Origin of the sequence: Paenibacillus sp. RC334 (genome assembly GCF_030034735.1) — a bacterium.
GTDB lineage: Bacteria > Bacillota > Bacilli > Paenibacillales > Paenibacillaceae > Paenibacillus > Paenibacillus terrae_A.
This window is the reverse complement of the sequence record NZ_CP125370.1, coordinates 4325001-4351759: the sequence shown is the minus strand read 5'-3', so window position 1 is coordinate 4351759 and position 26759 is coordinate 4325001. Positions and strand designations below refer to the sequence as shown.

Sequence of the window (26759 nt, the reverse complement as noted above, 5' to 3'; positions counted from 1 at the left end):
GGTACCGCGAGAGAACAGCCTTTCGTCCTTTGAGGATGAAGGGCTTTTTTTATTTGCCAATTGAAAAATCATGGAGGTATCCTGATATGTCAGAACAAGACAACAAGACAACCTTGGAAATGCCAACAACGTACGATCCAAAATCAGCCGAGAAAAAATGGTACAAAACGTGGATGGAGAAGGGGTATTTCCGCGCTGGACGACTTCCAGAGGCAGAGCCTTTTACAATCGTTATTCCACCACCGAATGTTACAGGCATGCTGCACATTGGACATGCTCTTGATTTTACTTTGCAGGACATTATTATCCGCACCAAGCGGATGCAGGGCTATGACGCATTGTGGCTGCCAGGGGCAGACCATGCGGGCATTGCCACCCAGACGAAGGTAGAGCAGAAGCTGCGTGAGGAAGGCTTGACGCGCTACGATCTGGGACGCGAGAAATTTTTGGAGAAGGTTTGGGAATGGAAGGATCTCTACCTGGACAACATTCATAATCAATGGGAAAAAATGGGATTCTCTCTCGATTATTCGCGTGAGCGTTTTACGCTGGATGACGGGTTGTCTCAAGCCGTTCGCGAAGTATTCGTCAAGCTGTACAAGAAGGGCCTGATTTATCGCGGTAAACGCATCATTAACTGGGACCCTGCTGCACGTACGGCTCTATCAGATATTGAAGTGGAATACAAAGAGGTAAACGGAAATCTGTATCACCTGCAATATCCGCTTCAAGATGGCAGTGGGTTTATCACTGTAGCCACCACGCGTCCTGAAACCATGCTGGGCGATACAGCGGTAGCCGTACATCCTGAGGATGAACGGTACAAGCATATGATCGGCAAAACACTCGTGCTTCCGATTATCGGGCGGGAAATTCCGGTCATTGCGGATGACTACGTAGAAAAAGACTTCGGTAGCGGTGCGGTTAAAATTACGCCAGCTCATGATCCGAACGACTTTGAAATGGGGCAACGTCACCAGTTGCCACAGATTACCGTTATGGACGAAACAGGTACGATGAACGCCGAAGCAGGCAAATATCAGGGTCTTGATCGCAGCGATTGCCGTAAGCAAATCGTCGCTGACCTGAAAGAGCAGGGCGTGCTGCTCCGTATCGAGGAGCATGTGCATCAGGTGGGCCACAGCGAGCGTACAGGTGCGGTTGTAGAACCTTATCTGTCTACACAATGGTTCGTGGAAATGAAGCCTCTGGCAGCCAAAGCGATTGAAGTGCAGAAGGCTGGCAATGGTGTAAACTTTGTCCCGGATCGCTTTGAGCGTACTTATCTGCACTGGATTGAAAATGTGCGTGACTGGTGTATTTCCCGTCAATTGTGGTGGGGACACCGTATTCCGGCTTGGTACGATGAAGAAACCGGAGAAGTTATTGTATCGGCAGAGGATCCTACAACCTTGCCTGAATATGCTGGCAGAAAGCTGAAACAGGATGAGGACGTGCTGGATACATGGTTCAGCTCTGGTTTGTGGCCGTTTTCGACATTGGGTTGGCCTGAGCAGACTGAGGATCTCCAACGCTACTACCCGACCAATGTTCTGGTTACAGGGTATGACATTATCTATTTCTGGGTGTCGCGGATGATCTTTACCGCACTGGAGTTTACGGAAGAGATTCCGTTCAAGGACGTGCTTATGCACGGACTGGTTCGTGATGCGGAAGGTAGAAAAATGTCCAAATCCCTTGGCAATGGTGTTGATCCGCTCGACGTAATCGACCAATATGGCACGGATGCCATGCGGTATATGATTTCTACCAGCAGCACGCCTGGACAGGACCTTCGCTTCCGTTGGGAACGGGTAGAGCAGGCACGTAACTTTGCCAATAAAATCTGGAATGCGTCACGCTTTGCGCTGATGAATCTGGAAGGGGTCACTGCGGCCGATATCGACATTACCGGTGATTTGAGCACAGCGGATCGCTGGATCCTTCACCGTTTGAACGAAACTTCACGCGATATCACGCGTCTAATAGATGCTTATGAATTTGGCGAGACAGGCCGCCTTCTGTACAACTTTATTTGGGATGACTTGTGCGACTGGTACATCGAGTTTGCGAAGCTTTCCCTGTATGGCGAGAATGCAGAGGCGAAAAAGAAAACACAGTCCGTACTGGCGTATGTGCTGGATCGGACACTGCGCATGATTCATCCGTTCATGCCGTTTATCTCCGAGGAAATATGGCAGCATCTTCCGCATGAAGGCGAAACGATTACACTGGCCGCTTGGCCTGTTTACGATTCGGCTTTCGAGGACAAGGATGCGGTAGCTGAAATGAATTTGCTGATCGACGTGATTCGCGCAGTGCGGAATATCCGTTCTGAAGTGAACGTGCCGATGAGTAAAAAGATCGAATTGCTCGTAAAACCCGGCGATCAAGCCGTTCTCGATATCATTAACCGCAATGGGGAATATGTACGTCGATTCTGTAATACGTCTGAATTCGACACGGGATTGGAACTCTCTGTTCCAGATAAAGCCATGACTTCTGTAGTCAGCGGAGCAGAGCTATACCTGCCGTTAGCCGGGCTGCTTGATATTGCCCAGGAAATTAGCAGACTGGAAAAAGAGCTTCAGCATTTGAACAGTGAAGTGGAGCGCGTGGAGAAAAAGCTGTCCAACCAAGGCTTCGTGGCGAAGGCACCAGCCAAAGTCATCGAGGAAGAGAAGGCCAAGAAAGCCGATTATTCGGATAAGCGCGCCAAAGTTATCGCACGGATTGAAGAACTCAAGGGATAATTCCACTAACTATAAAATGACCTGAAGGTGAAGAGGATGTCAGATACAATCAGGGGCGGGGGAGTGGCTCCTTTACAAAGCTATGATGAAGCAGTGGAATGGATTAACGGTTTGATTCCGTTCGGAATCAGACCCGGACTGGAACGGATTGAGAAGTTAATGAGCATGTTGGGGGATCCGCAACGGCATCTTAAATTTGTGCATATTGCGGGAACCAACGGCAAGGGCTCGACCTGTGCTTTCTTAACCTCTGTTCTGCTGAAATGCGGTTATGATGTGGGAACCTTTACGTCTCCGTATATCACCCGGTTTACGAACCGATTCCAATTCAACGGGACGGATATTCCCGATGATACACTGGTCTTGCTTGCCAATCGTTTGTATCCGTTGGTCAAGGAAATCGCGGCCAGTGATTTGGGATCACCCACGATGTTTGAGGTATCGACAGCGTTGGCTATTTTATATTATGCAACGGTGACTTTTCCAGATGTTGTGGTATGGGAGACGGGCCTCGGGGGAAGGATGGATGTAACTAATATCGTGAGTCCTATCGTCTCGGTCATTACGAATGTAGGCTATGACCATACGGATATTTTAGGGGATACACTCGAACAGATCGCAGGCGAAAAGGCTGGAATTATCAAGCCAGGCGTACCTGTTGTTAGTTGTGTATCTCAGCCAGAGGCTATTCAGGTTATACGGGAAACGGCGGCAATGCAGGGAGCTACCTTGTATCTAGCAGGAGAACAGTTTACGTATGAACGGCTGAATGGGGACGAAACAGGACAGACTTTTTCGTTTGCGGGACCCTTCCGACACATGGAAATCGGCATCACGTTGTTAGGCGAGCATCAATGTGCTAATGCGGCAGGAGCTTTGATGACGCTTGAGGTGCTTCGTCAGTATATGGCTTTTGTGCTGGATGACGCTGAACTACTGGAGGGCTTTAGAGAAGCAGCCTGGGCAGGTCGTCTGGAACAGGTCAGCAGTTCGCCGCGAATTGTTATTGACGGTGCTCATAATCCAGAAGGGGCGCAGACGCTGGCAAAGAGTCTTCCCCAACTGTATTCGTACCGAAAAATGGTTTTAATGATGGGTATGCTGTCAAACAAGCATCATGAAGCATACTTGCAGCATATACTGCCACTAGTGGATACGCTTATCCTGACCGAGCCCGATTTCCGCCGCAAAATGAATGCCGCTGAACTGGCTCATCTCGTGGAGAAGCTGCGGCCGTCCTATGCCAAAACGGATTTGAAAATTATTGTAGAAGGTGACTGGAAAAAGGCTCTTCGCTTGCTTCAGTCACATACGGAAGCGGAGGATCTGGGGGTGGTGTCCGGAACACTGTATCTCATTGCGGATGTACGGGCTACCCTTATGTATCAAACCGATTCGGAAAAAGGTTGGTGAAATTTGTTGATTACTTCGGAACATGTTCATTTTATCGGTATCGGCGGTTACGGGATGAGCGCGATTGCTCGGGTCATGCTGGAGATGGGATATACCGTGACAGGCTCAGATGTGGCATCACAGGAGCTGACAGAAAAACTGGCGGCGAAAGGCGCAAAAATATATCTCGGGCACACGCCTGAGCACGTTACAGGCGCGGACATTGTCGTTTATTCGACGGCACTGTCCCGTGACAATGTGGAGCGGGTGGCAGCAGAGGAATTGAATATTCCGACCCTGCATCGTTCCCAGATGCTCGCACGGTTGCTTAACGAGCGTAAGGGAGTAGCTGTTGCGGGAGCGCACGGCAAAACGACAACCTCCTCGATGATCGCTCTGGTTATGGAGAGATGTAATGTCGATCCAACATACATTATTGGCGGCGAAATCACGAATTTGGGGACGAATGCCAAAGCAGGCAAAAGCGAGTTTGTCGTTGCCGAGGCGGATGAGAGCGATGGTTCTTTTCTGCAATATCATCCTTGGCAAGGTATCGTAACCAACATTGAAGCCGATCATTTGGAAAATTATGATGGCGACTTTAATCGTCTGAAAAGTGCCTACGTACAGTTCTTGGGTCAAATCCGGCCGGATGGCGCGGCTATCGTATGTGCTGATGATCAGAACGTACGGGAAATGCTGCCTCAGATTCAGACTCGAGTCATTACCTATGGAGTCGAGCATGAAGCAGATTATACGGCAACGGATATCCAGTTGGGTGACCGTCGTTTAAGCTTTACCATGAATCGCAAAGGGACGGCGCTTGGAACCATCGAATTGTCTGTACCGGGTAAACATAATCTGTACAACGCTATGGCTAGTGTAATTTCTTGCTTGGAAGCAGGCATCCCATTTGAGCAAATTGCTGCGGCTATTGTGGAGTTTCACGGAGCGAAGCGTCGTTTTCAGGTGCTAGGCGAAAGCAATGACATTCTTGTTATTGATGACTATGCTCATCATCCAACAGAGATTGAGGCTACGATTAGTGCAGCTACAGTGACTGGTAAGCGTATTATTGCTGTGTTCCAGCCGCAACGCTACAGCCGTACTTTTTTCCTGCTGGATGCGTTCAGTCGTGCGTTCAGTGAGGCGAATGAAGTCATTATTACCGACATTTATTCTCCAGCGGGAGAAAAACAAATTGAAGGTGTGCATTCTTCGAAACTCGTGGATTTAATCGTCCAGAACAGCAACGCGAATGCCATCTATCTGCCAACCAAGGAAGCTGTTATCGACGAGTTGAAGGATCGTCTTCAGCCGGGCGATCTTGTGCTGACAATGGGCGCGGGAGATATCTGGAAAGCAGGCGACGCGCTAGCACGTCATCTGCGCGAGCAGCAAGTGTAACAAGATGCATAAAGTGTTACGCTGATGAAATACTACCATCAAGGGTATTCCGAACACGAAACGTGTCTTCGGGATACCCTTTTTTGTAATGTCCAGGGCATATTTTCTCTTCCTGACTCATACAACAGACTATGAGGAAGTATGGGACAAGGAGGGAGTGCATCCGTGAACAAGGCAAAGATGACATTCCGGTTTGAGCAACAGACGCCGGAGACAAGCCGTGAGGAAAAGCTACAGGTGCTTCCATACAAAAACAGGCCGATAACTAGCCAGCAGCGTGAAACAAATAAAGAAGCAGAACGGTCTGAAAGCGAGAAACAGTATCAAGCTGCTAACCAGCATGAAAGAATGGAAAGAATTAGCGGCATAGGTGCAAACAACGGGACTGAACGAATTTCAGAAATTAACGAGCCTTCGGGCGTGAATAGACCTAGTACGAGGCGGCGTTTTGCTCCTGCCCCCATCGTGAAGGAAGGATGGGATGATCCGTTTGGGCGATCAGCAGCTTCCTGGTCAGATACGGATTTTCTGCCAGATCGTACGGAAGAGGATGAAGAAGAAACTCATCGTTCCAGTCAAGAGTACCGAAAGCGTCCGCCCCATCCCTCCAGATGGAAGCTGATTGGCTCAGTAGCCAGTGCGTTGATGACCGGGGGGATGTTTGGATACATCATGTTGCTGCTTTTTAACGGAGGTGGAGCTGTTCCTGGATCAGATCCGTCAACAGAGGAGGCTATACCGGTTTTTAAAGAATCAGTTAGTACACATACACCATCTGTAAAAGAGAATTCCGCTCCTGTTACAGTTGTATCGGCTCAGGTCCCCCCACAAACCTATTACCTGCTGCAATACGGAGTATTCAGCACCCCTGAACGGGCTTTGCAAGCAAAGGAAGAGCTGTTGAAGGCAGGCATTGCCGCCGGTGGGGACACCGAGGATCAGAACCGAGTCTATGCAGGAATATCGCCAGACAGGGAACAGGCCAAGCTGCTCAGCAATCAACTGAAAACACAAGGAGTTGAGCTGTATGTCCGTGAGCTTCAACTGCCTGGATTCGAAAAAGCAGCTTATGGGGGCGATGGTGAAAAGCTCACTATCTTTTTTCAGCTAAGCAGCACTTTGGTCGGCAAGCTGAGCGGGCTTTCCTCATCCTTGCTTGAAGCAGGCGGATCAGGTAAGGCAAATGCCACCGAAATGAAGGAACTGAACGATCTGCATCAGCAGTGGACACAAAATATCGCTGCGCTTCCCTCCGGTCTGCCGAAGGAAGCGGCTGCTTCCGCATCCACGCTGGAAAAGGCGATGAACAGTGCAGTCTCGGCACTTGGAGAATATAACAAGAACACAGCCAAGGAGCACATTTGGGAAATTCAGTCTTCGATGATGGAATATGTTTTGCATGAGAAGGAATTTATACAATTTATAAAACAATAGATTCTCAATGTTTTCCGGCAAGGAACTGGAAATAGTTCCCCATGCCGGATTTCTGTTTGTATTGCAGTTGAAATCACCGTATAATAATGAAGGTGTCAAAAAATGGCGAGGGAAGATCAGGATGAAAAAAAATGTAGGAATGCTTATACTGTTTTTGTTGCTCGGTTGGCTCTTGGGTGCATGGATTGCCAAAGCCCTTCAATCGATCAAATTCCTTTCCTTTCTGACCCACCCCACTACGATATCCTGGTCGCCGAGAGCGGATCTGGATATTATCAGCTACAATATAACGATAAATTTTGAATTGAGCCTGCTTAGTCTGATCGGCATCATCGCCGCGTTCTGGCTGTACCGCAGGCTCTAACTGATGAAAAGGAGCTTCCCTTATGGACGGGAAAATTACGCCCCGCATTATTCTGGCATCGACTTCACCGAGAAGGAAGGAATTGCTTTCATTTCTTAGACTACCCTTTGACGTGATGCCGAGTCATGCGGATGAAAGCACGCCTGAGAGCTGGACGCCTCAGCAAATTGTGGAGACCCTTGCGGTACGCAAAGCCGAAGTGGTCGTGAACATTGCCAGCCAATCCGAAGAAGGTGGATTAGTAATTGGCAGTGATACCATAGTCGTGCTGGATGGTTTGGTACTGGGTAAGCCTGCCGACCATGCGGACGCGGTTCGCATGCTGACAGCATTGCAGGGAAGAACCCACCTTGTATTCACTGGGGTGGCCTGCATACATACCGTAACCGGCAAAACGCTTGTCAGACACCGCCAAACGGAGGTTACGATGAAGCCTTTGAGCCATGAGCAAATTGTGGCATATGTGAATACGGGCGAACCGTCTGACAAAGCGGGAGCGTACGGCATTCAGGGTTTGGGTGCTACGCTGGTGGAATCTATTCAGGGTTGTTATTTTAACGTCGTAGGATTGCCGCTTTCCCTGCTGTCGGACATGTTGTCCGAATTCGGAGTGAGCGTGTTGCAACCTTAAAGGGGATAAACATATGTTAGAGTCGCCAACACTGATGCTTCGCGACCTCCCTCATGAAGAACGACCAAGAGAGCGCATGATGACATATGGGGCGGAAGCTTTAAGCAACGCGGAGTTGCTGGCAATATTGCTGCGTACGGGAACACAAAATGAGTCATCGGTGCATTTAGCGCAGCGTATTTTGCAGCAGGCGGGGAACTTGCGCCAACTGGTGGATATGAGTATGACCGAATTGACCCAGATTAAAGGCATTGGCAATGCCAAGGCGATACAGCTCAAAGCGGGTATCGAACTGGGGCGACGGTTGGCATTGTCACGCCATTTGGAGACCCCGGTGATCAGTTGCCCACGGGACGTGGCAGATTTGCTGTTTGAGCAGCTTCGTTATTTGCAGAAGGAGCATTTTGTATGCCTGTTCCTGAATACTAAAAATCATGTCATTGCCCAGGAAACGCTATCCATGGGCAGCCTGAATGCCGCCATCGTACATCCTCGTGAAGTATTTCGGGCAGCGATCAAATGCAGCAGTGCTTCGATTATTTGCGCTCATAACCATCCGAGCGGTGATCCGAAGCCAAGCCCGGAGGATGTCCAGTTGACCCGTCGCCTGATGGAAGCGGGCAACATCGTGGGCATCGACGTGCTCGATCATATCGTGATCGGGGACGGAACCTTCGTAAGTTTGAAGGAACAAGGTCTGATATAATATACTATTTAAATCAAACATTTAAATCCGACCGGCTAGGCCGGCCTGAATAAACCGTTTATACATGGATAACAGATTTCAGGGAAGAGAAAAGGAGATTAACATCATGCTGGGTGGCTTTACAAAAGATTTAGGAATTGACTTGGGGACGGCAAACACGCTGGTATACGTAAGAGGAAAAGGGATTGTGGTTCGTGAACCTTCTGTAGTCGCATTACGTACAGACACAAAAACCATTGAAGCGGTTGGTGAATCTGCAAAAAAAATGATTGGTCGTACACCGGGGAATATCCGTGCGATCCGTCCGATGAAGGATGGCGTTATTGCGGATTTTGACACGACTGCAACGATGATCAAATATTTTATTCGTCAGGCGCAAGCCCAACGTTCTTTGTTTCCACGTCATCCGAACGTGATGGTTTGTGTGCCTTCAGGCATTACTGCGGTGGAGCAGCGTGCTGTTGAAGATGCAACGAAGCAAGCGGGCGCGCGGGAAGCGTACACGATTGAGGAGCCGTTTGCAGCTGCAATCGGCGCTGATCTTCCCGTATGGGAGCCAACGGGTAGTATGGTTGTTGATATCGGCGGAGGTACAACCGAGGTAGCGGTTATTTCTCTGGGCGGGATTGTGACGAGCCGTTCCGTGCGTGTGGCTGGTGATGAAATGGACGAGTCCATCATCCAATACGTGAAGCGTCAATATAATCTGATGATTGGTGAGCGGACTTCAGAACAGTTGAAAATGGAAGTCGGGTCCGCAATGCCGCTGGAACAAGTGGAGACGTCGGAAATTCGTGGACGTGATCTGGTAACAGGTTTGCCGAAGACGATTACGATTACTTCGGATGAAATCAGTGAAGCGTTGTCCGATACAGTGAATGCAATTGTGGAAGCAGTCAAAGTGACACTGGAAAAATGCCCTCCCGAGCTGGCGGCGGACATTATGGACAGAGGTATCGTATTGACTGGTGGCGGAGCACTTTTGCGTAACTTGGACAAGTTGTTGGCGGCTGAAACTGGGATGCCGGTTATCGTAGCGGAAAATCCTCTGGATTGCGTGGCAATCGGTACAGGCAGAGCGCTGGAAAATATTCATTTGTTCAAATCGCGCAGCAGTTCCGCCGTCCGTTCCAAACGTTGAATCGGGGGTGTAGGAACTGTTTAAGCTGTTTGGCAATAAAAGACTATTTATTCTATTGATCGGAATCGTTCTGTTTATTGCCCTTATGGGGATTACACTTGGACAGAGAAATTCCTTAACCTGGCCGGAAAAGTTCGCCAGAGATTCAATTGGCTTTGTGCAAGGTATCTTTTACAGGCCCGCTTCAGCAATAGCGGGCTTCTTTGAAGATATCGGGAATATGCGGAGCATTTATAGCGAAAATGAACGGTTGAAAATTGCTGTAGCGCAGTTAACCGCCGAGCAGATTCAGACTTCTAACTTGAAAGAGACAAACGCCAGACTTGAGCAAGAACTGAAATTCACCCAAACGCAAAAGTCCAAAAATCAATATGATTATCGGATTGCACAGGTAAATAGCGTCAGTAATGATTCCAAAACGCTTGTCATTGATATTGGTGAAAAGGATGGGGCCAAGGTTGGTCAGGAAGTCAGATCACTTGAGGGGTTTGTAGGGGTTATTAGTCGCACAGCGAATTTCACTTCTACAGTTACGCTATTGACTACATTAGACCCTAAAAATCCAAATTCTTATGCTATTGCGGCGACAGCACTGGGCAAGGAAAATAATTCGTTTGGTATGATTGAAAGTTATGATCCGGCTACGAACAGATTTCAAATGACTCGCATTGAGGAAAATGATCCAATCGCAAAAGGTGATCAGATCATTACGTCCGGAGCAGGCGGGAAGTTCCGTAAAAATCTGTTGATCGGCACGGTAGAAAAAATCCAGGTTGGCGAGTTCGGACAAACACGTACAGCGATTATCAAACCGGCAGCCAGCTTCGTGGATTGGAAAGAATTGCTCGTTCTTTACACTCCTGAGGTACCGGAATAATGAAGATACGCGGTCAGGTTTTAATACTGCTGCTGTTTGTACTGTTTATAGCTGAAGGAACGATTCTTCCGTGGCTTCTTCCGGATAGTTGGCATCCGAGAATGGTTCCGAATTTCGTGTATGTTGTCATTTTGTTCGTATCCGTATATTATAGTCGCCATACGGCATTGGTACTGGGTATTGTTTTTGGGCTTATTCATGACGTTGTGTATTACGGGTTTATTATCGGACCTTACTCTTTTGCAATGGGATTGTCGGCTTATTTGCTGGGGCTGGTATTTACAGCTCGACGTGCGCCAATGCCTATTATGATGGGAGCTGTGCTGATCGGCAGTTTTCTGCTGGACTCCATGCTTTTTGCCATTGATCATCTGTTCCAGTTGAATCATCAGACTTTTGATTGGGCGCTGGCACAATATATGATTCCTGATTTATTTATCCATTTTCTGTTCGCCCTCATCATTTACGTCCCAGTCCGCAAGCAATTGCAGCGTTTGGATATCCGTGTGAAAAAGGAAGAGAAGGTCTAGGTCTTTTTACACACATTTTGTCCGGGTTAGCAGGGATTTCACGTTCCGGGGACGAAATGATTGAGATAGGAGGGACAGGCTAATGGCGGTGAAATCGAATCATGTCACGATTAAAGGCATCAAAGACGGCCTGGTATTCCTTCTGGACGATCAATGCGAGTTTGAGGATTTGCTGGGTGAGCTGCGTTTCAAGCTGGAGCACAGTCATCAAAATATTTTAACCGGCCCGATTATTCATGTAGACATTAAGCTGGGAAGCCGGGAAGTGACGGAGGAACAGAAGGAAAGCATTCTGGAGATTTTGAGACAGAAGGGGAATCTGCTCATACGGTCTGTCGAATCACCCGGGCTGCCTTCAGAAGTGCAGGGGAAAGCTCCCATCCACACCGTGACAGGGATTATCCGTTCAGGCCAGGTGCTTCATCATAACGGGAATTTGCTCTTTTTGGGAGATGTGAACCCCGGTGGAATTATAACGTGTACTGGTGATATCTATGTCCTCGGTGCCCTGCGAGGTATGGCACATGCGGGGATGGAGGGGAATGGCGAGGCAATTATCGCAGCCTCCTATTTTGCACCAACACAGCTGCGAATTTCCGAAATGATCAGTCGTCCACCCGATGAATGGGAGACGCGTGAATCCGGAATGGAATTTGCGTATCTCAAGGACGGCGCCATGCAAATAGATAAAATGAGTAATATTGTGCGTCTGGGCCGCGATTTTAACGTGTTCAAAGGGGTGTAGCACATGGGAGAGGCTATCGTCGTCACTTCAGGAAAAGGCGGCGTCGGCAAAACGACGACGTCAGCCAATATAGGAACAGCGCTGGCACTGCTCGGCAAAAAGGTGTGCTTGGTGGATACGGATATCGGCTTGCGTAATCTGGATGTTGTTATGGGTCTGGAAAACCGGATTATTTATGATCTGGTCGATGTAGCGGAAGGTCGTTGCCGTTTAAATCAGGCTCTGGTCAAGGATAAGCGCTTTGAGGAGCTGTATATGCTGCCTGCTGCTCAAACTAAGGACAAGAGTGCCGTAACGCCGGAGCAGGTTAAGGATATTATTTTGGAGCTTAAAAAGGATTTTGAATATATATTGATTGACTGTCCTGCGGGTATTGAGCAAGGCTTCAAAAATGCTATTGCCGGAGCGGATCAGGCCATTGTCGTAACGACACCGGAAAACGCTGCTGTGCGTGATGCTGACCGGGTTATCGGATTGCTGGAAAGCTCGCATGTGATCTCACCAAAACTGGTGGTTAACCGTATCCGTAACAGCATGGTCAAATCCGGGGATATGCTGGATATTGACGGCATTTTACAAGTGCTTAGCATAGACCTCATTGGGATTGTGCCGGATGATGAAATGGTAATCAAGTCAGCCAATACAGGAGAGCCTACCGTCATGAATCCGGATTCACAGGCAGCGATTGCCTACCGTAACATTGCTAGACGGATTTTGGGTGACACAGTGCCGCTCATGCAGCTGGATCAGAAGAAAAGCGTGATGACTCGCTTTAAAAAATTTTTTGGTATGGGTGGATGAAGAAAACAGTGAGTTATGGCTGGAGACGGCTCCGCGTGTGATTTGATCTTACGATCGCTGTTGCCACGGGATTCTTTTATTTGTAAAACGTTTAGTGGTAAGAATCCCATGGCAAAGGCGAACGCTTCGCTTCTTCAGATTCAAATCACCCGCTTCGCTACTGCCTGCAAAATTCCTACACTGTTTTAAGTAAGAGTATGGATGTAGAGGAAAGATACGTACGAAGAATTACAGGCTTTTTTAAGCCGCGTAGTCCTTTCATCTTAATAACTAACACTTAAATAAGTAATAAACTTATTTAAGTGTTTTTGGTTTGTCTTTTTAACTTCTATAATTCCTAGTTCTTAATATAAGGCTCACTACATAGCTGCTATATATTCAATCACATCCGGTGCGCTTGCGTCGGATTTTTTCATTTTCAGATACGTAATCCCGAACCGGACAACATAAGTTGAAGCCCGTCCTCATAAGATGTACCAAACATACCTCGCTGGGGGGCTGGAACAGGATGAATAAAAACTCCGGAATCAAGCAGCGCAGAGAAGAACGCATACAGCAGCTGATCGCGAGAAACAAAGCGGAAGAGTATTCCTCAGGCATGAATCAGGACAGGTACAGGAACAAGGAAATGAAGCCGATGCCAGCAGTCAGTACTAACGGACCCAGAGACCCGGAAACCGAATGGAAAAATGAACGACAACGCTGGCAGCAATCTTTTGGGGAGAACCGGCGTCCGTCTTTTTGGGTTTCTTTTTGGCGCAGGTCTGTGTTCGCTACAATGCTATTTGGGTTGGTGTGGGGATTATTTCGCTGGGATGTTCCCTATGCCGTCAATTTGAGAATGTTTATCGCAGATGCCTTAAATAAGGATATGGATTTTGCAGCCGCCGGACAATGGTATGAAACTTATTTTGATGGGGCCCCGTCCTTTTTACCGATCTTTGGAGAGGAGCCTGAGACACACAAGGTAAACGCAGTCCGCAAAGGCTCTCCGCCAATTCAAGGAAATATAACACAGCCATTTGCGCTAAGTCTCAAAGGAGTGGAAATTGCACCCAATGCTGCTGGTAATGAGGCAATCGCTGTCAAAAGTATAGATGCGGGACGTGTGCTGGACATATTTAATCACCCGGAAAGTGGAATTACAATTACGATTCGTCACACTGGAGGTATTACGGTAACGTACGGACGTCTATCCCGCTCTACCTTAAAGGTGAATGATTGGGTCCAGGAGGGGGACGAGGTCGGTGTGCTGCCAGCAGGCCATAGTGGCAGTGAGGCGGCGACTCTGTTTTTTGCGGTGCAGAGAGGAAATCAGTATATTGATCCGGCGGAAGTGGTAGCCCTTGATTAATGTCCGGGGTGTGACTTTGTCTCTGCATCCACTGTTCGTACTGGTGATGCTAACCTCTGTGTTGACAGGACATTTTATCGAGATCATGACTTTGTTTACGCTGGTGTTCATTCATGAGCTGGGGCATGCGACAGCAGCCACGTTGTTGGGGGCGCGGGTGCTGACCATACAGATGCTACCCTTTGGAGGGGTGGCCGTCATTGACGATCAGGGGAAGCTCAACGCGTGGAAGGAGATTGTCATTGCGCTGGCGGGTCCTCTGCAAAACGGAATTATGATTGTCATCCTTCTATTGCTCAGAAATGTGAGCGGGGTGGAGCATGAATATATAAATTATATGATTCAGGGAAATGCCGTCATTGCACTGTTCAATCTGCTCCCGATTTTACCACTGGACGGCGGGAAAATAATGCAGGCGCTGATGAGCTTATTCATCCCGTATCACCGTACTCTAGTTTGGACTTTTCGAGCCAGCATCGTGACCAGCCTGCTATTTTGTATCTATGGTATTTCGCCGTTATTAAGGCAAAATGGACCTGTGCATTTAAATCTGCTGGCGGTAGGGATTTTTTTGCTTTATTCTAATATTGTGGATTATCGTAATATCCCCTATCGTTTTATACGTTTTTTGCTGGGAAGGGACGAGCTCTTTTACCGCGAGGCGGCCAAGGGAAGTATTGCCTTGCCAATTGTATCCTTGCCTATGAAACATTTGGAGCCTGTTTTGCGTCTTTTCAAAAGGGACCGATACCATATGATTTATGTCATGAATGAGCAGGGACGGATAGTAGCTGTATTGCCTGAGCAACGCCTTATTCGCTCTTATTTTGCAGCGCGCCCGCCGGAGGGCGGAAAAACTAAACCTAAATAGAAAAGTTAGAAGTTTTTATGGAGTTGAGGAAAGAGGCTGTATCCAGAGAGGTTGAAAAACCATGAAGCAAATGATTGTACAATGCCAGCAACAGATGACCCAAATGGCACTGTTGGAAGAGGGACGATTGGTAGAATATGCAGCTGAATTGCCACGAAAGCGGGGAATTCTGGGTTCCTTTTTCAAAGCCAGAGTCGTCAATGTACTGCCGGGAATGCAAGCCGCCTTTGTTGACATTGGACAGCGAAAGAATGCCTTTTTATATGTGGATGACGTACTTCACGCCCATTTGGAAAAGCAACCTGAGGTGAAGCCGTCCATTTCCGAGCTGTTGAAGGTGGGACAGGAAATTGTAGTACAGGTGTTGAAAGAGGCCGTGGGTAGCAAAGGGGCCAGAGTAACCACTCATTTTTCACTTCCGGGTCGCTGGATTGTATACATGCCTCGCGCCGATTATGTGGCTGTATCCAAAAAGATCGAGCGTGAGGGAGAACGGGCTCGTCTGAAAGCGATGGGAGAGCAGCTTCGAACAGGTGAAGAAGGAGTCATTATCCGTACAGTTTCGGAGGAAATGAGCAGAGAAGCGATTGAAAATGACCTGAACCAGTTGCGTCAGCAATGGAAAGCCATTCAGCGTAAAGCTACTGAACACTCGGCTCCATGTGAGCTGCACCGGGATTTGAGCATCGTCCAGCGTTTGATTCGGGATGTGTTTACACCGGAGCAGGATGAGCTGATTATTGACAGTGAGGAACAGGCAAAGGAAGCGGAGATATTACTACGTCAAATCAGTCCGCAGAAAGCTCATGTGCGCATATTTCGTGGTGCAGAAGAGACCATATTTAAAGCCTATGGCATCCATGAGCAACTGGAACGTGATTTTGCGCGAAAAGTATGGCTTCAGGGCGGCGGATATATCATCATCGACCATACAGAGGCACTGACTGTCATTGATGTGAACACAGGGAAATTTACGGGGGGCAGCAATCTGGAAGAGACGGTGACCCGGACTAACATCGAAGCGGCTGAAGAGATTGCCCGACTGGTGCGTGTGCGTGATATCGGGGGCATTATCATCATTGATTTTATTGACATGGAACAAGAGGAGAACCGCCGTGAAGTGTCCTCTGTGCTGGAGTCTAGGCTGAAAAAAGACCGAACCAAATCATATGTCGTTGGCTGGACACGGCTAGGTCTTCTGGAAATGACCCGAAAAAAGGTGCGTGAGGAAAAGACGATTTTATAAGGCAATGCGTTTCCAAAATCATTTTAAACTAGAGGTTGAATGTGGACGAAGCTTATGCTACAATCTTTTAGTATGTGTCATGCGTAAGATTGGCTGCACATGCTGTAACCGCTCCAATCAGGTACTGAAGTACAGCATCCTCAGGGATGTTGTCACCTGCGATTAGGCGAGTCTGAGACATAAGGAGGTGCAAGCAAATGTACGCAATTATTGAAACAGGTGGTAAGCAATACAAAGTTCAAGAGGGCGATGTATTGTTCATCGAGAAGTTGGAAGCTACCGATGGTGAAACTGTAACGTTCAACCGTGTTCTGGCAGTATCTAGCGACAATGGCTTGACAACAGGTACACCGCTTCTTTCCGGAGCTACTGTAACAGCTACAGTTGAGAAACATGGTCAAGGCCAAAAGGTCATTGTATACAAATACAAACCTAAAAAGAACTACCATGTGAAGCAAGGTCATCGTCAACCGTACACGAAAGTGACGATTGGAAAAATCCAAGCGTAAGAGGGTGCGATAAGTGATTATCGTGCATATTACACGACTGGAGGATGGCAGCATACAGGGATTTTCCATTAAAGGTCATGCGAATTATGCCAAATCTGGCGAGGATATCGTATGTGCCGGCGTATCAGCGGTAACTGTAGGAACTGTCAATTCGATTGAAGCTCTTACAAACGTTGATATGGAATCGGAAATGGAAAACGGCTTTTTGAGCGCGTATCTTCCCCCTGAAGTTCATCATGATGTGAACGCACAGGTACAACTGTTGCTGGAATCCATGGTGATTATGTTGACAAGTATTGCTGAATCATACGGTAAGTATATTCAAATAGAAAATAAACAAAGAAGGAGGTAGACATCATGTTGAAATTGACATTGGATCTTCAATTATTCGCATCGAAAAAAGGTGTAGGTTCCACGAAAAACGGACGTGACAGTCAATCGAAACGTCTTGGCGTGAAACGTGCTGACGGTCAAGCAGTTACCGGCGGTAGCATCCTGGTTCGTCAACGCGGAACGAAAATTCACCCGGGTACGAACGTGGGTATCGGTAAGGACGACACTCTGTTCGCGAAAGTGGACGGCGTTGTGAAGTTCGAACGTTGGGGCCGTGATCGCAAAAAGGTGAGCATCTACCCGATCGACGTTGCTCCAGTAGCAGCTACTGTAGAAGCTTAATAGCGGCTTAGACACGCTGAAAAGCCTCCGGCAATTTTGTCGGAGGCTTTTTTGTATGATGGTAATGAACTGGAAAGTCAGTCTGTGCTATACTGGATTAAGGTTCTTTATTAATCCATTTTAATTATCGCAGAACGGAGAGAAGCCATGTTCCAGCGGATAAGAGCGCCTCATCTGGCGTTGGGTTCCATTCTGATTCCTTTGGTTTTTTCACTGCTCTATCCTGCAGCACTAACGATTATCATATTAGCCGCGTGGTCCGTTATTGCCGCCTGTTTTAGCATGTGGTATATACAGAGACAGGTTGAAGCTGAGCGGAAAGCTGCTTTGCGTTCTTTGGAGCGTACAGCTATCGCAGCTCTCAATCATCACCGGCATGACTGGATGAATGACTTGCAGGTGCTTTATGGCTATATTCGTATGAATAAGCATGATAAATCGGCTGCTTATGTGGAAACAATAAAAGGGCGCGTGGCAGAGGACAGTAAAATATCAAAGCTGGGTATTCCCTCGTTGGTGTTTTATTTGCAATCTTTTCGCGTGAACGCCGGAAATTTACAGTTGATGGTTCAGGTTGAGGAGCATTTAAAGTTGGACGCTGTCATGTCTCCCGAAGACGGCGAGTCGCTTGCCTCGGCCGTCATAGAAACGGTACGTGCGTATCAATATGGCGGGGGCCGGTCGTCCTGGGGAGAAGTGCGCAGATTGACACTTTATTTCGGTATGGATCAGAATGATGTTATCGTCCGGTTTGAAGGCAGTGACGTACCTGCTGATTTGAATTTGTTAAAGCAGGTCAGATCCGGACACGGAAGTGAACGCATTCGAACAGAGAAGCTTCCTACGGGAGAAATGCTTCAAATTCGGATGCAGTGTCAGACATAAGGAAGGTGTAACCATGTTTGTAGATAAAGCGAAGATTTTTGTTAAGGGCGGCGACGGTGGAGACGGGCTGATTGCGTTTCGCCGTGAGAAATACGTTCCTGAAGGCGGCCCTGGTGGCGGTGATGGAGGTAACGGTGGAGACGTGATCTTCCGCGTCGATGAAGGCTTGCGTACCTTAATGGATTTTCGGTACCAGCGGCATTTTAAAGCTAAACGTGGAGAAAAAGGCCGCAACAAAAGCCAGCATGGAGCCAATGCGGATCATATGATCGTACGCATACCTCCGGGTACAGTCATCATGGATGATGATACGGGTGAAGTAGTGGCAGATATGACACGTCATGGTCAGCAGGTCATCGTGGCCAAAGGCGGACGTGGGGGGCGCGGAAATATCCGTTTTGCCACACCAAACAATCCAGCGCCTGAGCTGGCTGAGAACGGCGGAGAGGGACAGGAACGTTATATTACCCTTGAGCTTAAAGTAATGGCCGACGTAGGCTTGGTTGGTTTCCCTAGCGTAGGGAAATCTACATTGCTGTCAGTTGTCTCCTCCGCAAAACCAAAGATTGGCGCGTACCACTTTACAACGATTACCCCGAATTTGGGGGTTGTGGATGTAGGCGACCATCGCAACTTTGTTATGGCCGATCTGCCTGGATTGATTGAAGGAGCTCATGAAGGCATAGGACTGGGACATGAATTCCTGAGGCATATTGAACGGACACGTATTATTATTCACGTCGTGGATATGGCGGGTTCTGAGGGTCGTGATCCGTTTGAGGATTGGACTAAAATCAACGACGAATTAAAGCAATATAACGCGACATTAGCCGAGCGTCCACAAATTGTGGCGGCGAATAAAATGGATATGCCGGAATCGGAAGAAAATCTGGCTCAATTCAAGGAGCAAATCGCTTCAGTTCGTCCAGATCTCGAAATTATGCCCATTTCCTCGTTGACACGCCAAGGCGTAAAGGAATTGCTCTATCGAGCTGCTGATCTGTTGGATCAAATACCGGACGAGCCAGTTGTTGAGGAAGTAGCGGAAGTGAATGAACGTAAGGTGTTTAAGCTGGATAAGGCAGAGGATGAAGGTTTCACCATTGTACGTGAAAACGATACATTCGTGGTGCACAGTGTCAAAATCGAGCGCATGATGAAGCGTATGCAGCTGAATTCGCACGATGCGATTCTAAAGTTAGCAAGAACATTGCGCCACATGGGTGTGGATGCTGAGCTGCGCAAGCGTGGTGCCGTTGATGGAACGCCTGTACGCATTGCCGATTTCGAGTTTGAATTCGTAGAAGGCAGCAGCTATTATTAAAAATGAAATACTTGTCTGAAGTATGGACGGTTACTACGCTATAGGAAACCCTATAGACGGCAGTAGCCGTTTTTTTTACAGTTAGCTTGCCGATTGTCAGGAGTTTCGATATAATGTCCTCTATACAAAAACATAAGTCTTTGAGGAGAGGACGTTCGTGAAAGAGCGCTATTACTTGGTACGGGAAGATATTTTGCCTGAAGCTATCGTTAAGACGATCCAGGTCAAGCTGCTGCTTGCTTCGGGAGATGTTAAAACCGTGCATGACGCCGTGGAGCAAGTTGGGCTAAGTCGAAGTGCCTTTTATAAATATAAGGATGGCATTCATTTGGTCAACCAGTTGGAGCGTGAGCGAATTGTCAATATCTCCATTGATCTGGAGCATCAATCCGGCATGCTGTCCAGAGTTCTCGGCAGGGTGGCAGATTACGGAGGCAATGTGCTAACGATCCAGCAGAGCATCCCGCTGCAAGGCAGAGCCAATGTAGTCATTTCGGTAGAAATGTCCAGACTCAGTGAAGAGCTTGGGGTTCTGCTGGAGGGCCTGGAAACCATCTCCGGTGTGAAGCGCGTTCGCCTGATCGGGCAAGGTTAAGAGCTATAAAGCTCATCAGATATAAGTTAGCAGGAGGGGAATGGATGAAACCGGTCAAAGTAGGATTGTTAGGATTAGGAACGGTAGGAACGGGAGTCGTTCGAATCGTGGAAGGAAATCAAGAAGATTTGAGCAGGCAAGTCGGTTCGCCGATCATTATTGAAAAAATAGCTGTTAAAAATATAGAGAAATATCGTTCCATTGAAGTCGATCCCGCCAAGCTTACAGAGGACCCGTGGGAGGTCATCCGTGATCCAGAGATTGATGTTATTATCGAAGTCATGGGTGGCGTGGATCAGACGAAGAAGTACATTCTGGAAGCGCTGGAGCGCGGCAAGCATATCGTAACAGCGAACAAGGACTTAATGGCTCTGCACGGCTCTGAAGTACTGGCGAAGGCGCAGGAAAAGCAGTGTGATATTTTTTATGAAGCAAGTGTAGCGGGCGGTATTCCGATTATTCGTACGCTGATTGAAGGCTTCTCCTCCGATCGCATTACTCGTATTATGGGGATTGTGAACGGTACAACCAATTTCATTTTAACCAAAATGAGTCAGGAGGGGGCTTCTTACGAGGAAGTTCTCAAGGAAGCGCAGGAGCTTGGATACGCGGAATCTGATCCGACTTCAGACGTGGAGGGACTGGATGCTGCCCGTAAAATGGCTATCCTCGGTACGCTCGGCTTCCGTTCGGATGTAGAGCTTAAGGACGTAAGCGTTACTGGTATTACAAAGGTATCCAGTGAAGATATCGCTTTTGCCAAAACACTGGGCTATGAAATGAAGCTGCTTGGCATTGCGGAGCGTCAGGGTGATGAATTTACGATCAATGTTCAGCCGACGATGGTACGCAAGCAGCATCCTTTGGCCTCGGTGAACGGGGTATTCAACGCAGTTTATGTACACGGTGAAGCCGTGGGTGAAACCATGTTCTACGGTGCGGGTGCAGGAGAAATGCCGACAGCTACATCGGTTGTGGCCGATCTGGTGGCTGTAGTGAAGAACCTTAAGCTCGGCGTGAATGGGCTTAAGGCCATCGTACCTTATAACCCTAAAAAAATCAGCAGTGACGAGGACGTGTATTTCAAAAACTTCGTACTTCTGCATGTAGATGATAAGGCCGGAGTATTGGCGCAGATCACACAGGTATTTGCTGAATTCGACGTCAGTTTGGCATCTGTGGTGCAGCAACCAAATGAGGTCAATCCAGATGCTGAAATTATTATCGTAACCCATTTGGCTAGTAAGGCGAGTATGAAAAAGGTTCTGGAGCATTTTGAATCTCTGGATGTCATTCGCCGTATCAAGAGTGTGTATCGGGTTGAGGGATAGTTCAAAAAAAGCAGGAGGAATTGTTTGTATGACTGTTTTAAAAACAGCAAGAGTGCGTGTGCCTGCAAGTACCGCCAATTTAGGCCCCGGTTTTGATACACTGGGCATGGCGTTGTCCTTGTATGCATGGGTTGAATTGAAAGAAGCCGGACAGACGGCTTTCCATTTATACGGGGACGAAATGAACGGCATTCCCCAGGATAAAACGAATCTGATTTATAAAGTAGCACAAATGGTTTTTCAGGAGGCTGGAGTACCAGTTCCTGAGTTGGATATTTCAATGTATTCGGATATTCCACTTACCCGTGGTTTAGGCAGTAGTGCTTCAGCGATTGTGGGTGCGCTTGTGGCTGCAAATGCGCTGATCGGCTCACCTCTGTCTGATTCCAAGCTGTTTGACATGGCAAGTGCTATTGAAAAGCATCCTGACAATGTGGGAGCCTCCTTGTTTGGTGGCATTATTACAGCGATGTGGGATGGCAAACATGCCAAGCATTTACGGCTTGAGCCGGATGCAAATCTGGAGGTTTTGGTAGTCATTCCAGATTTCCAATTGTCTACCTCCAAGGCCAGAGAGGTTCTACCCGCGCATGTATCCTTGAAAGATGCCGTATATAATGTGAGCCATGCTTCGATGCTCGTAGCGGCATTGGCATCAGGCCAAACCGATTTGATCGCTGAGGCGATGCAGGATCGGCTTCACCAGCCTTATCGGGCGGCGCTTGTGCCGGGTATGGCGGAGATTTTGCAGGAAGCGCACCATTATGGTGCTTTGGGGGTGGCTCTCAGCGGAGCTGGACCGACATTGCTGGCATTGGCGGATCGCCGGGAAAACCGGAGAGATGAACTGGAACAGTATTTAACCGAAACGATGAGCAAGGAAGGAATCACTGCATCTGTTTTAAAATTGCGCCCAGAGAGCGAAGGCGTTAAAGTATATACTGATAAGAAAGAGATTCCTTTTATGGACTTGGTTAAAGGGGAAATTACGATATGAAACGAATTGCACTTCTTCCGGAGGGGACCGTTTCCCATGAAGCGATTCGGTATTTGATAGGGGATACGCCCTGTGAATTGCTGTTTTATAAGTATATAGCAGATGTATTTCAGGCTGTGGACAAGGGAAAGGCTGACTACAGTGTAATTCCGATTGAGAATACAATTGATGGCTCTGTAAGTCTGCATATGGATTGGCTTGTACATGAAGTGGACATTCAGATGCAGGCGGAATGGGTGTACCCTTCTATTCAAAACCTCATTGGATATCGCAATGAATTTACTAATGACCGGGGCGAGCTGGATTTGAGCAATGTGGTCAAAATTATGTCTCATCCCGTAGCACTTCCGCAGTGTAAGGAGTTCATACAGACTACGGCTGCTCAGGCTGAGCTGGAGAGTGCAGGAAGTACGGCGGAAGCCGTCGAAATTGTTAAACATAACCCGGGCAAAGGCTGGACTGCTTTGGGAACCAAGCTTGCGGCTTCCAAGCACGGACTGGATATTTTGGCCAGCAAGGTGACGGATCACGATAATAACTTTACCCGCTTTGTCCTGATCGGCCATCAGCCTATCAGCCTCCCGCGTAAACCTGAAGGTCAACGGACCAGTATTTTGGTGACACCTCCGCAGGATTTTCCGGGGGCGTTGCATCAGGTATTATCTGCATTTGCGTGGCGCAGGTTGAATCTGTCACGGATTGAATCGCGTCCGACCAAAAAGCAACTGGGGAACTACTATTTTTACATTGAAATTTTGGAATCTTTGGAATCCGTCCTGCTTCCCGCAGCATTTGCAGAGATTGAGGCTTTGGGATGCCACGTGCGTATCCTTGGTTCCTATCCAAGCTACAAGTATGTTGAAGTAGTAGAACCTATTTTAGAAGAACAATAATCGGAGGTGCGGTTCTTAATGGCAGAGCAATGGATTTATCTAGATGGACAGCATGTAACTAAGGAAAATGCAAAGGTTTCCGTATATGATCATGGTTTTTTGTACGGGGACGGGATATTTGAAGGCATTCGAATTTACAACGGTAATATTTTTAAATGCAAAGAGCACTTGGACCGTCTGTACGATTCTGCAAAATCAATTCAGTTAAACATTCCGCTGTCTCCTGATGAAATGCTGGAAGCGATGGCGGAAACGATCCGTCTTAACGAGATGCGTAATGGATACATTCGTCTGGTTGTATCGCGTGGTGCTGGAAATCTTGGGCTTGATCCTCTTCGCTGTCCGAAAGCAAGTATTATCATTATCGTGGAGCAACTCGCCATCTATCCCGAGGAAGCTTATCTGACTGGGCTTAAGACGATTTCCGTCTCTCAGCGTCGTAACATTCCAGATGCTTTGAATCCGAAAATCAAATCGTTGAACTACCTCAACAACATCCTGGTGAAAATCCAGTCTAACTATGCTGGTGTGGGCGAGGCTATTATGCTAAATTCCCAAGGATATGTGACGGAAGGTTCCGCGGACAATATTTTTATCGTCAAAAACGGAGTGTTGTATACGCCGCCTTGCTATCTGGGAGCGCTTGAGGGTATCACGCGTAATGCTATTATCGACTTGTGCGCCGAGCTCGGTTATGCGCTCAAGGAGCAGCCTTTTACGCTGCATGATGTGTATGTCGCTGATGAGGTGTTCTTTACGGGAACTGCAGCAGAAGTTATTGCTGCTTATGAAGTAGATGGTCGTACGATTGGTTCTGGAGTTGCGGGTCCGGTGACTTTGGAGTTACTGGCCGAGTTCCGTAAGATCGTGGATCAAGACGGCTATAAAGTGTGGCAGGACTAAAAATATGAATCCTTTTGACTGGATGCCCGCAAGGGGATTCGGTTGAGAGGATTTTTTTGTTTGTATGGGGTCATTCGCCCGGGAAGTGCATAGGATGTAATAACAGAAGCCGGGCGTTTACCCTATCCTGCCCGAACGAATGTCTAGGAGGTTTGTGACCTGTGAAAATACACATCGTCAAGAAAGGCGACACACTGTATTTGCTTGCTCAGAAATATAATGTGTCACTGGAAAAAGTTATTGCGGCCAATCCCCAATTGGCTGACCCGAATCAGTTAAGTATCGGCGAGAAAATCAAAATTCCGGCAGACCCTGTTGCGATGCAAGAACAGCCATCAACGGTTTATCAGCACAAAGTCAAGCAGGGTGATTCATTGTGGAAGTTGTCCAAGGCATGGGGAGTCCCGCTCAAGCTAATTATTGATGCCAATTCCCAACTTAAAAACCCGAACGCTCTACTGGTCGGGGAAACCGTCAATATTCCTCAATACAAAGGCGAGGCGAACAATCCTGCTTCGGATCAAAAGAAGAACACAGGTGTCAAACAAGAGCCAACACAGCCTGAATCAGAGTCACCAGCACCAACTGCAAATAATGAAAACGAAAACCTACCCCAGACCAAGGCGGAACAGACTCAACCTAAAGCGGAGCTAACTCAGCCCAAGCCAGACAACACACCTATCCCTAAAGAGCAGGTGAACCAGCCTAAGGAAATAGTGAACGTTCCCAAGCTGCCTGAATTGAAACTGCCCGAAATTCCGATGGCGCCCGTAAACCCTGCTCCTCAACCTATAGCTTCGCAACCAGTTCAACCAAAACCGCAGCTGCCTGCAAATGTTGAACTGAAGCCTGTAACGGAGAAATTTTGCGGTTGCACGAACTCGGAGCCAGCGACAAATTCCCAATGGCCGATGCAGCAGCCAACGCATGATTACAACTCACCAACAAATACGGGACCAAACTCATGGTACCCAGGCATCGGGGTTGCCCAGCCATGGGGGAATGCGCCAGTAAATACTTCCTTTGCAGAGCAATGGGCTCCTTCGGTAGCCCCCAACCAGGGATATCAGCAAGACTGTGAGCACCCATGGAGTTGGGGAGCTGTACAAACAGCGCCTATAAATGTTCAACCGACACCATATCCTGTCTATCCGGACTGCATGTGCCCGGGGTATCATCCAAGCTATGAAGCGGCTGAGAATACATCCTATCCTGTCTATCCTCCATTTATCCATCAAGGTTACCCGCAACATCCTGAGAGTGCAGTCCAAGGCAGTCAGTGGGGTCATGAATGGGGATCCCCCCATCACAGCTTGCCTATGGGCGGGTATGTATCGGACTATAGCCAGTTACAAGGGCAACAATCCGCGAATCTCCCGCATCACCCGTTCGCCCATGAGAATGCACCTGTGAATCCATTAGAGGGGTATACCACTCCCTATATGTTTTTGCCTGACTGCGGCTGCCGGGAGGGGAACGTGGAGTCAGTACCAGATTTCTCCGGAACGCAGGGAAATGGCGAAAATCTGAATATTGGATCCCAAAACGAAGTTAACTCTTCTCCCAAACATAAAGATAGCAACGTGCGTAAAGGCAAGGGGAAAGATACCTCAGGCAATACAGCCAAAGAAGAGACATCCAAAGCCAAGGTTTCAGGTAAAAATAGTACTGCTAAAAATCAAAATTCCCGCAAGACGGTAGCAACAGCTTCCCATTCCACTGCCCGTAGTTCCCGCTCTCGCAAAAATCCCTGGATTAAGGACTGACAAAAGGGGATTAAAAGTGAAGGTAAACTCCATGAAAGTGAGTTCAGCTTATGATTGACCCAAAAGAGTGAAATGTAAAATAGAAAGGCTGTTATTCCTCGAAAACGGAATGACAGTCTTCTCTTTTCGATTAGAGGTGAGGACATAGAAAATCAATCAAAAAAAATGTTGCTAAGTAACAGGAGAATATGATATATTCTTATAGCTGTCTTTTCTGAGATAGTTAGCAACACAAAGCAGAATGAAAATGCTCGAAAAATTATCTTAAAAAAAAGTGTTGCAAAGCCTTAGAAAACATGATATATTATTTAAGTCGCCGCTGAGTTGCGGTGGTGAAAGAAAGTAAAAACAAACGCAAGACATGATGCAGGTTTGATCTTTGAAAACTGAACAACGAGTGAGTACGGATTTTGCTTGCAAAATCCAACGCTGAGATTTTGGTACATGCCGTCAGGCTGTATAAAATGGAAGCGAACAATGAGATATTTTATCTCGTCAGTTTCAAAATGAGCATATCGCTCTTTCTATAAACCAGCTTCGGTTGGTCTTTAATGGAGAGTTTGATCCTGGCTCAGGACGAACGCTGGCGGCGTGCCTAATACATGCAAGTCGAGCGGGGTTGTTTTAAA

General features: G+C 47.7%; 26 protein-coding genes, 1 rRNA gene and 1 other annotated feature (1 of these 28 only partly in view). All 27 genes read left to right on the top strand.

The window, feature by feature from the left end:
• The first annotated feature begins 86 nt into the window (after window positions 1-86).
• Window positions 87-2753: a valine--tRNA ligase gene (locus QMK20_RS19970; RefSeq protein WP_283653002.1), complete on the top strand. Its 2667-nt coding sequence runs from the start codon at window positions 87-89 to the stop codon at window positions 2751-2753.
• A 36-nt stretch (window positions 2754-2789) separates the two neighbouring features.
• A complete protein-coding gene (locus tag QMK20_RS19965) occupies window positions 2790-4166 on the top strand; it encodes a bifunctional folylpolyglutamate synthase/dihydrofolate synthase (protein WP_283653001.1) in 1377 nt (458 codons plus the stop codon).
• Window positions 4167-4172: 6 nt separating this feature from the next.
• On the top strand, window positions 4173-5552 hold the full coding sequence (gene murC, locus QMK20_RS19960; RefSeq protein WP_283656315.1) for a UDP-N-acetylmuramate--L-alanine ligase: 1380 nt from the start codon (window positions 4173-4175) through the stop codon (window positions 5550-5552).
• A 165-nt stretch (window positions 5553-5717) separates the two neighbouring features.
• Window positions 5718-6986: an SPOR domain-containing protein gene (locus tag QMK20_RS19955; protein WP_283653000.1), complete on the top strand. Its 1269-nt coding sequence runs from the start codon at window positions 5718-5720 to the stop codon at window positions 6984-6986.
• Between the two features lie 121 nt (window positions 6987-7107).
• Window positions 7108-7350 carry a DUF4321 domain-containing protein gene (locus tag QMK20_RS19950; protein WP_044645689.1) on the top strand — a complete coding sequence of 81 codons (243 nt, stop codon included), beginning with the start codon at window positions 7108-7110 and terminating at the stop codon, window positions 7348-7350.
• 22 nt (window positions 7351-7372) lie between these two features.
• Window positions 7373-7981 carry a Maf family protein gene (locus tag QMK20_RS19945; RefSeq protein ID WP_283652999.1) on the top strand — a complete coding sequence of 203 codons (609 nt, stop codon included), beginning with the start codon at window positions 7373-7375 and terminating at the stop codon, window positions 7979-7981.
• A gap of 13 nt (window positions 7982-7994) precedes the next feature.
• Window positions 7995-8687 carry a RadC family protein gene (radC, locus tag QMK20_RS19940; protein WP_149094815.1) on the top strand — a complete coding sequence of 231 codons (693 nt, stop codon included), beginning with the start codon at window positions 7995-7997 and terminating at the stop codon, window positions 8685-8687.
• Window positions 8688-8793: 106 nt separating this feature from the next.
• Entirely contained in the window at window positions 8794-9828 is a 1035-nt protein-coding gene (locus QMK20_RS19935; protein ID WP_283652998.1) for a rod shape-determining protein, read from the top strand.
• A gap of 49 nt (window positions 9829-9877) precedes the next feature.
• Window positions 9878-10705 carry a rod shape-determining protein MreC gene (gene mreC / locus QMK20_RS19930; protein ID WP_327204664.1) on the top strand — a complete coding sequence of 276 codons (828 nt, stop codon included), beginning with the start codon at window positions 9878-9880 and terminating at the stop codon, window positions 10703-10705.
• A complete protein-coding gene (gene mreD, locus QMK20_RS19925; protein WP_283652997.1) occupies window positions 10705-11235 on the top strand; it encodes a rod shape-determining protein MreD in 531 nt (176 codons plus the stop codon). Before mreC ends, mreD begins: the two co-directional genes overlap by 1 nt.
• 82 nt (window positions 11236-11317) lie before the next feature.
• On the top strand, window positions 11318-11980 hold the full coding sequence (minC, locus tag QMK20_RS19920; RefSeq protein ID WP_014277588.1) for a septum site-determining protein MinC: 663 nt from the start codon (window positions 11318-11320) through the stop codon (window positions 11978-11980).
• Window positions 11981-11983: 3 nt separating this feature from the next.
• Window positions 11984-12781, top strand: a complete 798-nt coding sequence (minD, locus tag QMK20_RS19915; RefSeq protein WP_014277587.1) for a septum site-determining protein MinD — start codon at window positions 11984-11986, stop codon at window positions 12779-12781.
• 508 nt (window positions 12782-13289) lie between these two features.
• Window positions 13290-14135, top strand: a complete 846-nt coding sequence (locus QMK20_RS19910; RefSeq protein WP_283652996.1) for a M23 family metallopeptidase — start codon at window positions 13290-13292, stop codon at window positions 14133-14135.
• Window positions 14128-15006, top strand: a complete 879-nt coding sequence (locus QMK20_RS19905; RefSeq protein ID WP_283652995.1) for a M50 family metallopeptidase — start codon at window positions 14128-14130, stop codon at window positions 15004-15006. The genes QMK20_RS19910 and QMK20_RS19905 overlap by 8 nt, the downstream gene beginning before the upstream one ends.
• 61 nt (window positions 15007-15067) lie before the next feature.
• Complete coding sequence (locus QMK20_RS19900) at window positions 15068-16252, top strand: Rne/Rng family ribonuclease (RefSeq protein WP_283652994.1); 1185 nt, start codon at window positions 15068-15070, stop codon at window positions 16250-16252.
• 96 nt (window positions 16253-16348) lie between these two features.
• Window positions 16349-16436 (top strand) — a sequence feature (ribosomal protein L21 leader region).
• 13 nt (window positions 16437-16449) lie between these two features.
• On the top strand, window positions 16450-16761 hold the full coding sequence (rplU, locus tag QMK20_RS19895; protein WP_014277583.1) for a 50S ribosomal protein L21: 312 nt from the start codon (window positions 16450-16452) through the stop codon (window positions 16759-16761).
• A gap of 13 nt (window positions 16762-16774) precedes the next feature.
• Window positions 16775-17113, top strand: coding sequence for a ribosomal-processing cysteine protease Prp (locus tag QMK20_RS19890; protein ID WP_283652993.1), 339 nt, complete (start codon window positions 16775-16777; stop codon window positions 17111-17113).
• A 5-nt stretch (window positions 17114-17118) separates the two neighbouring features.
• Window positions 17119-17436: a 50S ribosomal protein L27 gene (gene rpmA / locus QMK20_RS19885; RefSeq protein WP_014277581.1), complete on the top strand. Its 318-nt coding sequence runs from the start codon at window positions 17119-17121 to the stop codon at window positions 17434-17436.
• Between the two features lie 147 nt (window positions 17437-17583).
• Window positions 17584-18321 (top strand): Spo0B domain-containing protein, encoded by a 738-nt coding sequence (locus QMK20_RS19880; protein WP_283652992.1) that lies wholly within the window; start codon window positions 17584-17586, stop codon window positions 18319-18321.
• 13 nt (window positions 18322-18334) lie between these two features.
• Window positions 18335-19645: a GTPase ObgE gene (obgE, locus tag QMK20_RS19875; protein WP_283652991.1), complete on the top strand. Its 1311-nt coding sequence runs from the start codon at window positions 18335-18337 to the stop codon at window positions 19643-19645.
• Window positions 19646-19802: 157 nt separating this feature from the next.
• Window positions 19803-20240: an ACT domain-containing protein gene (locus QMK20_RS19870; RefSeq protein ID WP_007431685.1), complete on the top strand. Its 438-nt coding sequence runs from the start codon at window positions 19803-19805 to the stop codon at window positions 20238-20240.
• A gap of 44 nt (window positions 20241-20284) precedes the next feature.
• The gene (locus QMK20_RS19865; protein ID WP_283652990.1) at window positions 20285-21571 is read left to right on the top strand and encodes a homoserine dehydrogenase; all 1287 of its coding nucleotides are present in this window, start codon (window positions 20285-20287) and stop codon (window positions 21569-21571) included.
• Window positions 21572-21599: 28 nt separating this feature from the next.
• Window positions 21600-22568 (top strand): homoserine kinase, encoded by a 969-nt coding sequence (gene thrB / locus QMK20_RS19860; RefSeq protein ID WP_283652989.1) that lies wholly within the window; start codon window positions 21600-21602, stop codon window positions 22566-22568.
• Window positions 22565-23461, top strand: coding sequence for a prephenate dehydratase (pheA, locus tag QMK20_RS19855; RefSeq protein WP_283652988.1), 897 nt, complete (start codon window positions 22565-22567; stop codon window positions 23459-23461). Before thrB ends, pheA begins: the two co-directional genes overlap by 4 nt.
• An 18-nt stretch (window positions 23462-23479) precedes the next feature.
• Window positions 23480-24364, top strand: coding sequence for a branched-chain-amino-acid transaminase (ilvE, locus tag QMK20_RS19850; protein WP_149094823.1), 885 nt, complete (start codon window positions 23480-23482; stop codon window positions 24362-24364).
• A gap of 161 nt (window positions 24365-24525) precedes the next feature.
• Complete coding sequence (locus QMK20_RS19845; protein ID WP_283652987.1) at window positions 24526-26130, top strand: LysM peptidoglycan-binding domain-containing protein; 1605 nt, start codon at window positions 24526-24528, stop codon at window positions 26128-26130.
• 548 nt (window positions 26131-26678) lie between these two features.
• Window positions 26679-26759 (top strand): 16S ribosomal RNA (locus QMK20_RS19840) (it continues 1477 nt past the right edge of the window).

Coding starts and splice junctions, on each gene's coding strand:
- mreD (WP_283652997.1), top strand. CDS start 10,705: ATGAAGATACGCGGTCAGGTTTTAATACTGCTGCTGTTTGTACTGTTT.
- QMK20_RS19880 (WP_283652992.1), top strand. CDS start 17,584: ATGTTCCAGCGGATAAGAGCGCCTCATCTGGCGTTGGGTTCCATTCTG.
- ilvE (WP_149094823.1), top strand. CDS start 23,480: ATGGCAGAGCAATGGATTTATCTAGATGGACAGCATGTAACTAAGGAA.
- QMK20_RS19935 (WP_283652998.1), top strand. CDS start 8,794: ATGCTGGGTGGCTTTACAAAAGATTTAGGAATTGACTTGGGGACGGCA.
- QMK20_RS19910 (WP_283652996.1), top strand. CDS start 13,290: ATGAATAAAAACTCCGGAATCAAGCAGCGCAGAGAAGAACGCATACAG.
- rpmA (WP_014277581.1), top strand. CDS start 17,119: ATGTTGAAATTGACATTGGATCTTCAATTATTCGCATCGAAAAAAGGT.
- minD (WP_014277587.1), top strand. CDS start 11,984: ATGGGAGAGGCTATCGTCGTCACTTCAGGAAAAGGCGGCGTCGGCAAA.
- QMK20_RS19945 (WP_283652999.1), top strand. CDS start 7,373: ATGGACGGGAAAATTACGCCCCGCATTATTCTGGCATCGACTTCACCG.
- thrB (WP_283652989.1), top strand. CDS start 21,600: ATGACTGTTTTAAAAACAGCAAGAGTGCGTGTGCCTGCAAGTACCGCC.
- QMK20_RS19970 (WP_283653002.1), top strand. CDS start 87: ATGTCAGAACAAGACAACAAGACAACCTTGGAAATGCCAACAACGTAC.
- minC (WP_014277588.1), top strand. CDS start 11,318: ATGGCGGTGAAATCGAATCATGTCACGATTAAAGGCATCAAAGACGGC.
- radC (WP_149094815.1), top strand. CDS start 7,995: ATGTTAGAGTCGCCAACACTGATGCTTCGCGACCTCCCTCATGAAGAA.
- QMK20_RS19865 (WP_283652990.1), top strand. CDS start 20,285: ATGAAACCGGTCAAAGTAGGATTGTTAGGATTAGGAACGGTAGGAACG.
- QMK20_RS19965 (WP_283653001.1), top strand. CDS start 2,790: ATGTCAGATACAATCAGGGGCGGGGGAGTGGCTCCTTTACAAAGCTAT.
- QMK20_RS19950 (WP_044645689.1), top strand. CDS start 7,108: ATGAAAAAAAATGTAGGAATGCTTATACTGTTTTTGTTGCTCGGTTGG.
- QMK20_RS19900 (WP_283652994.1), top strand. CDS start 15,068: ATGAAGCAAATGATTGTACAATGCCAGCAACAGATGACCCAAATGGCA.
- obgE (WP_283652991.1), top strand. CDS start 18,335: ATGTTTGTAGATAAAGCGAAGATTTTTGTTAAGGGCGGCGACGGTGGA.
- rplU (WP_014277583.1), top strand. CDS start 16,450: ATGTACGCAATTATTGAAACAGGTGGTAAGCAATACAAAGTTCAAGAG.
- pheA (WP_283652988.1), top strand. CDS start 22,565: ATGAAACGAATTGCACTTCTTCCGGAGGGGACCGTTTCCCATGAAGCG.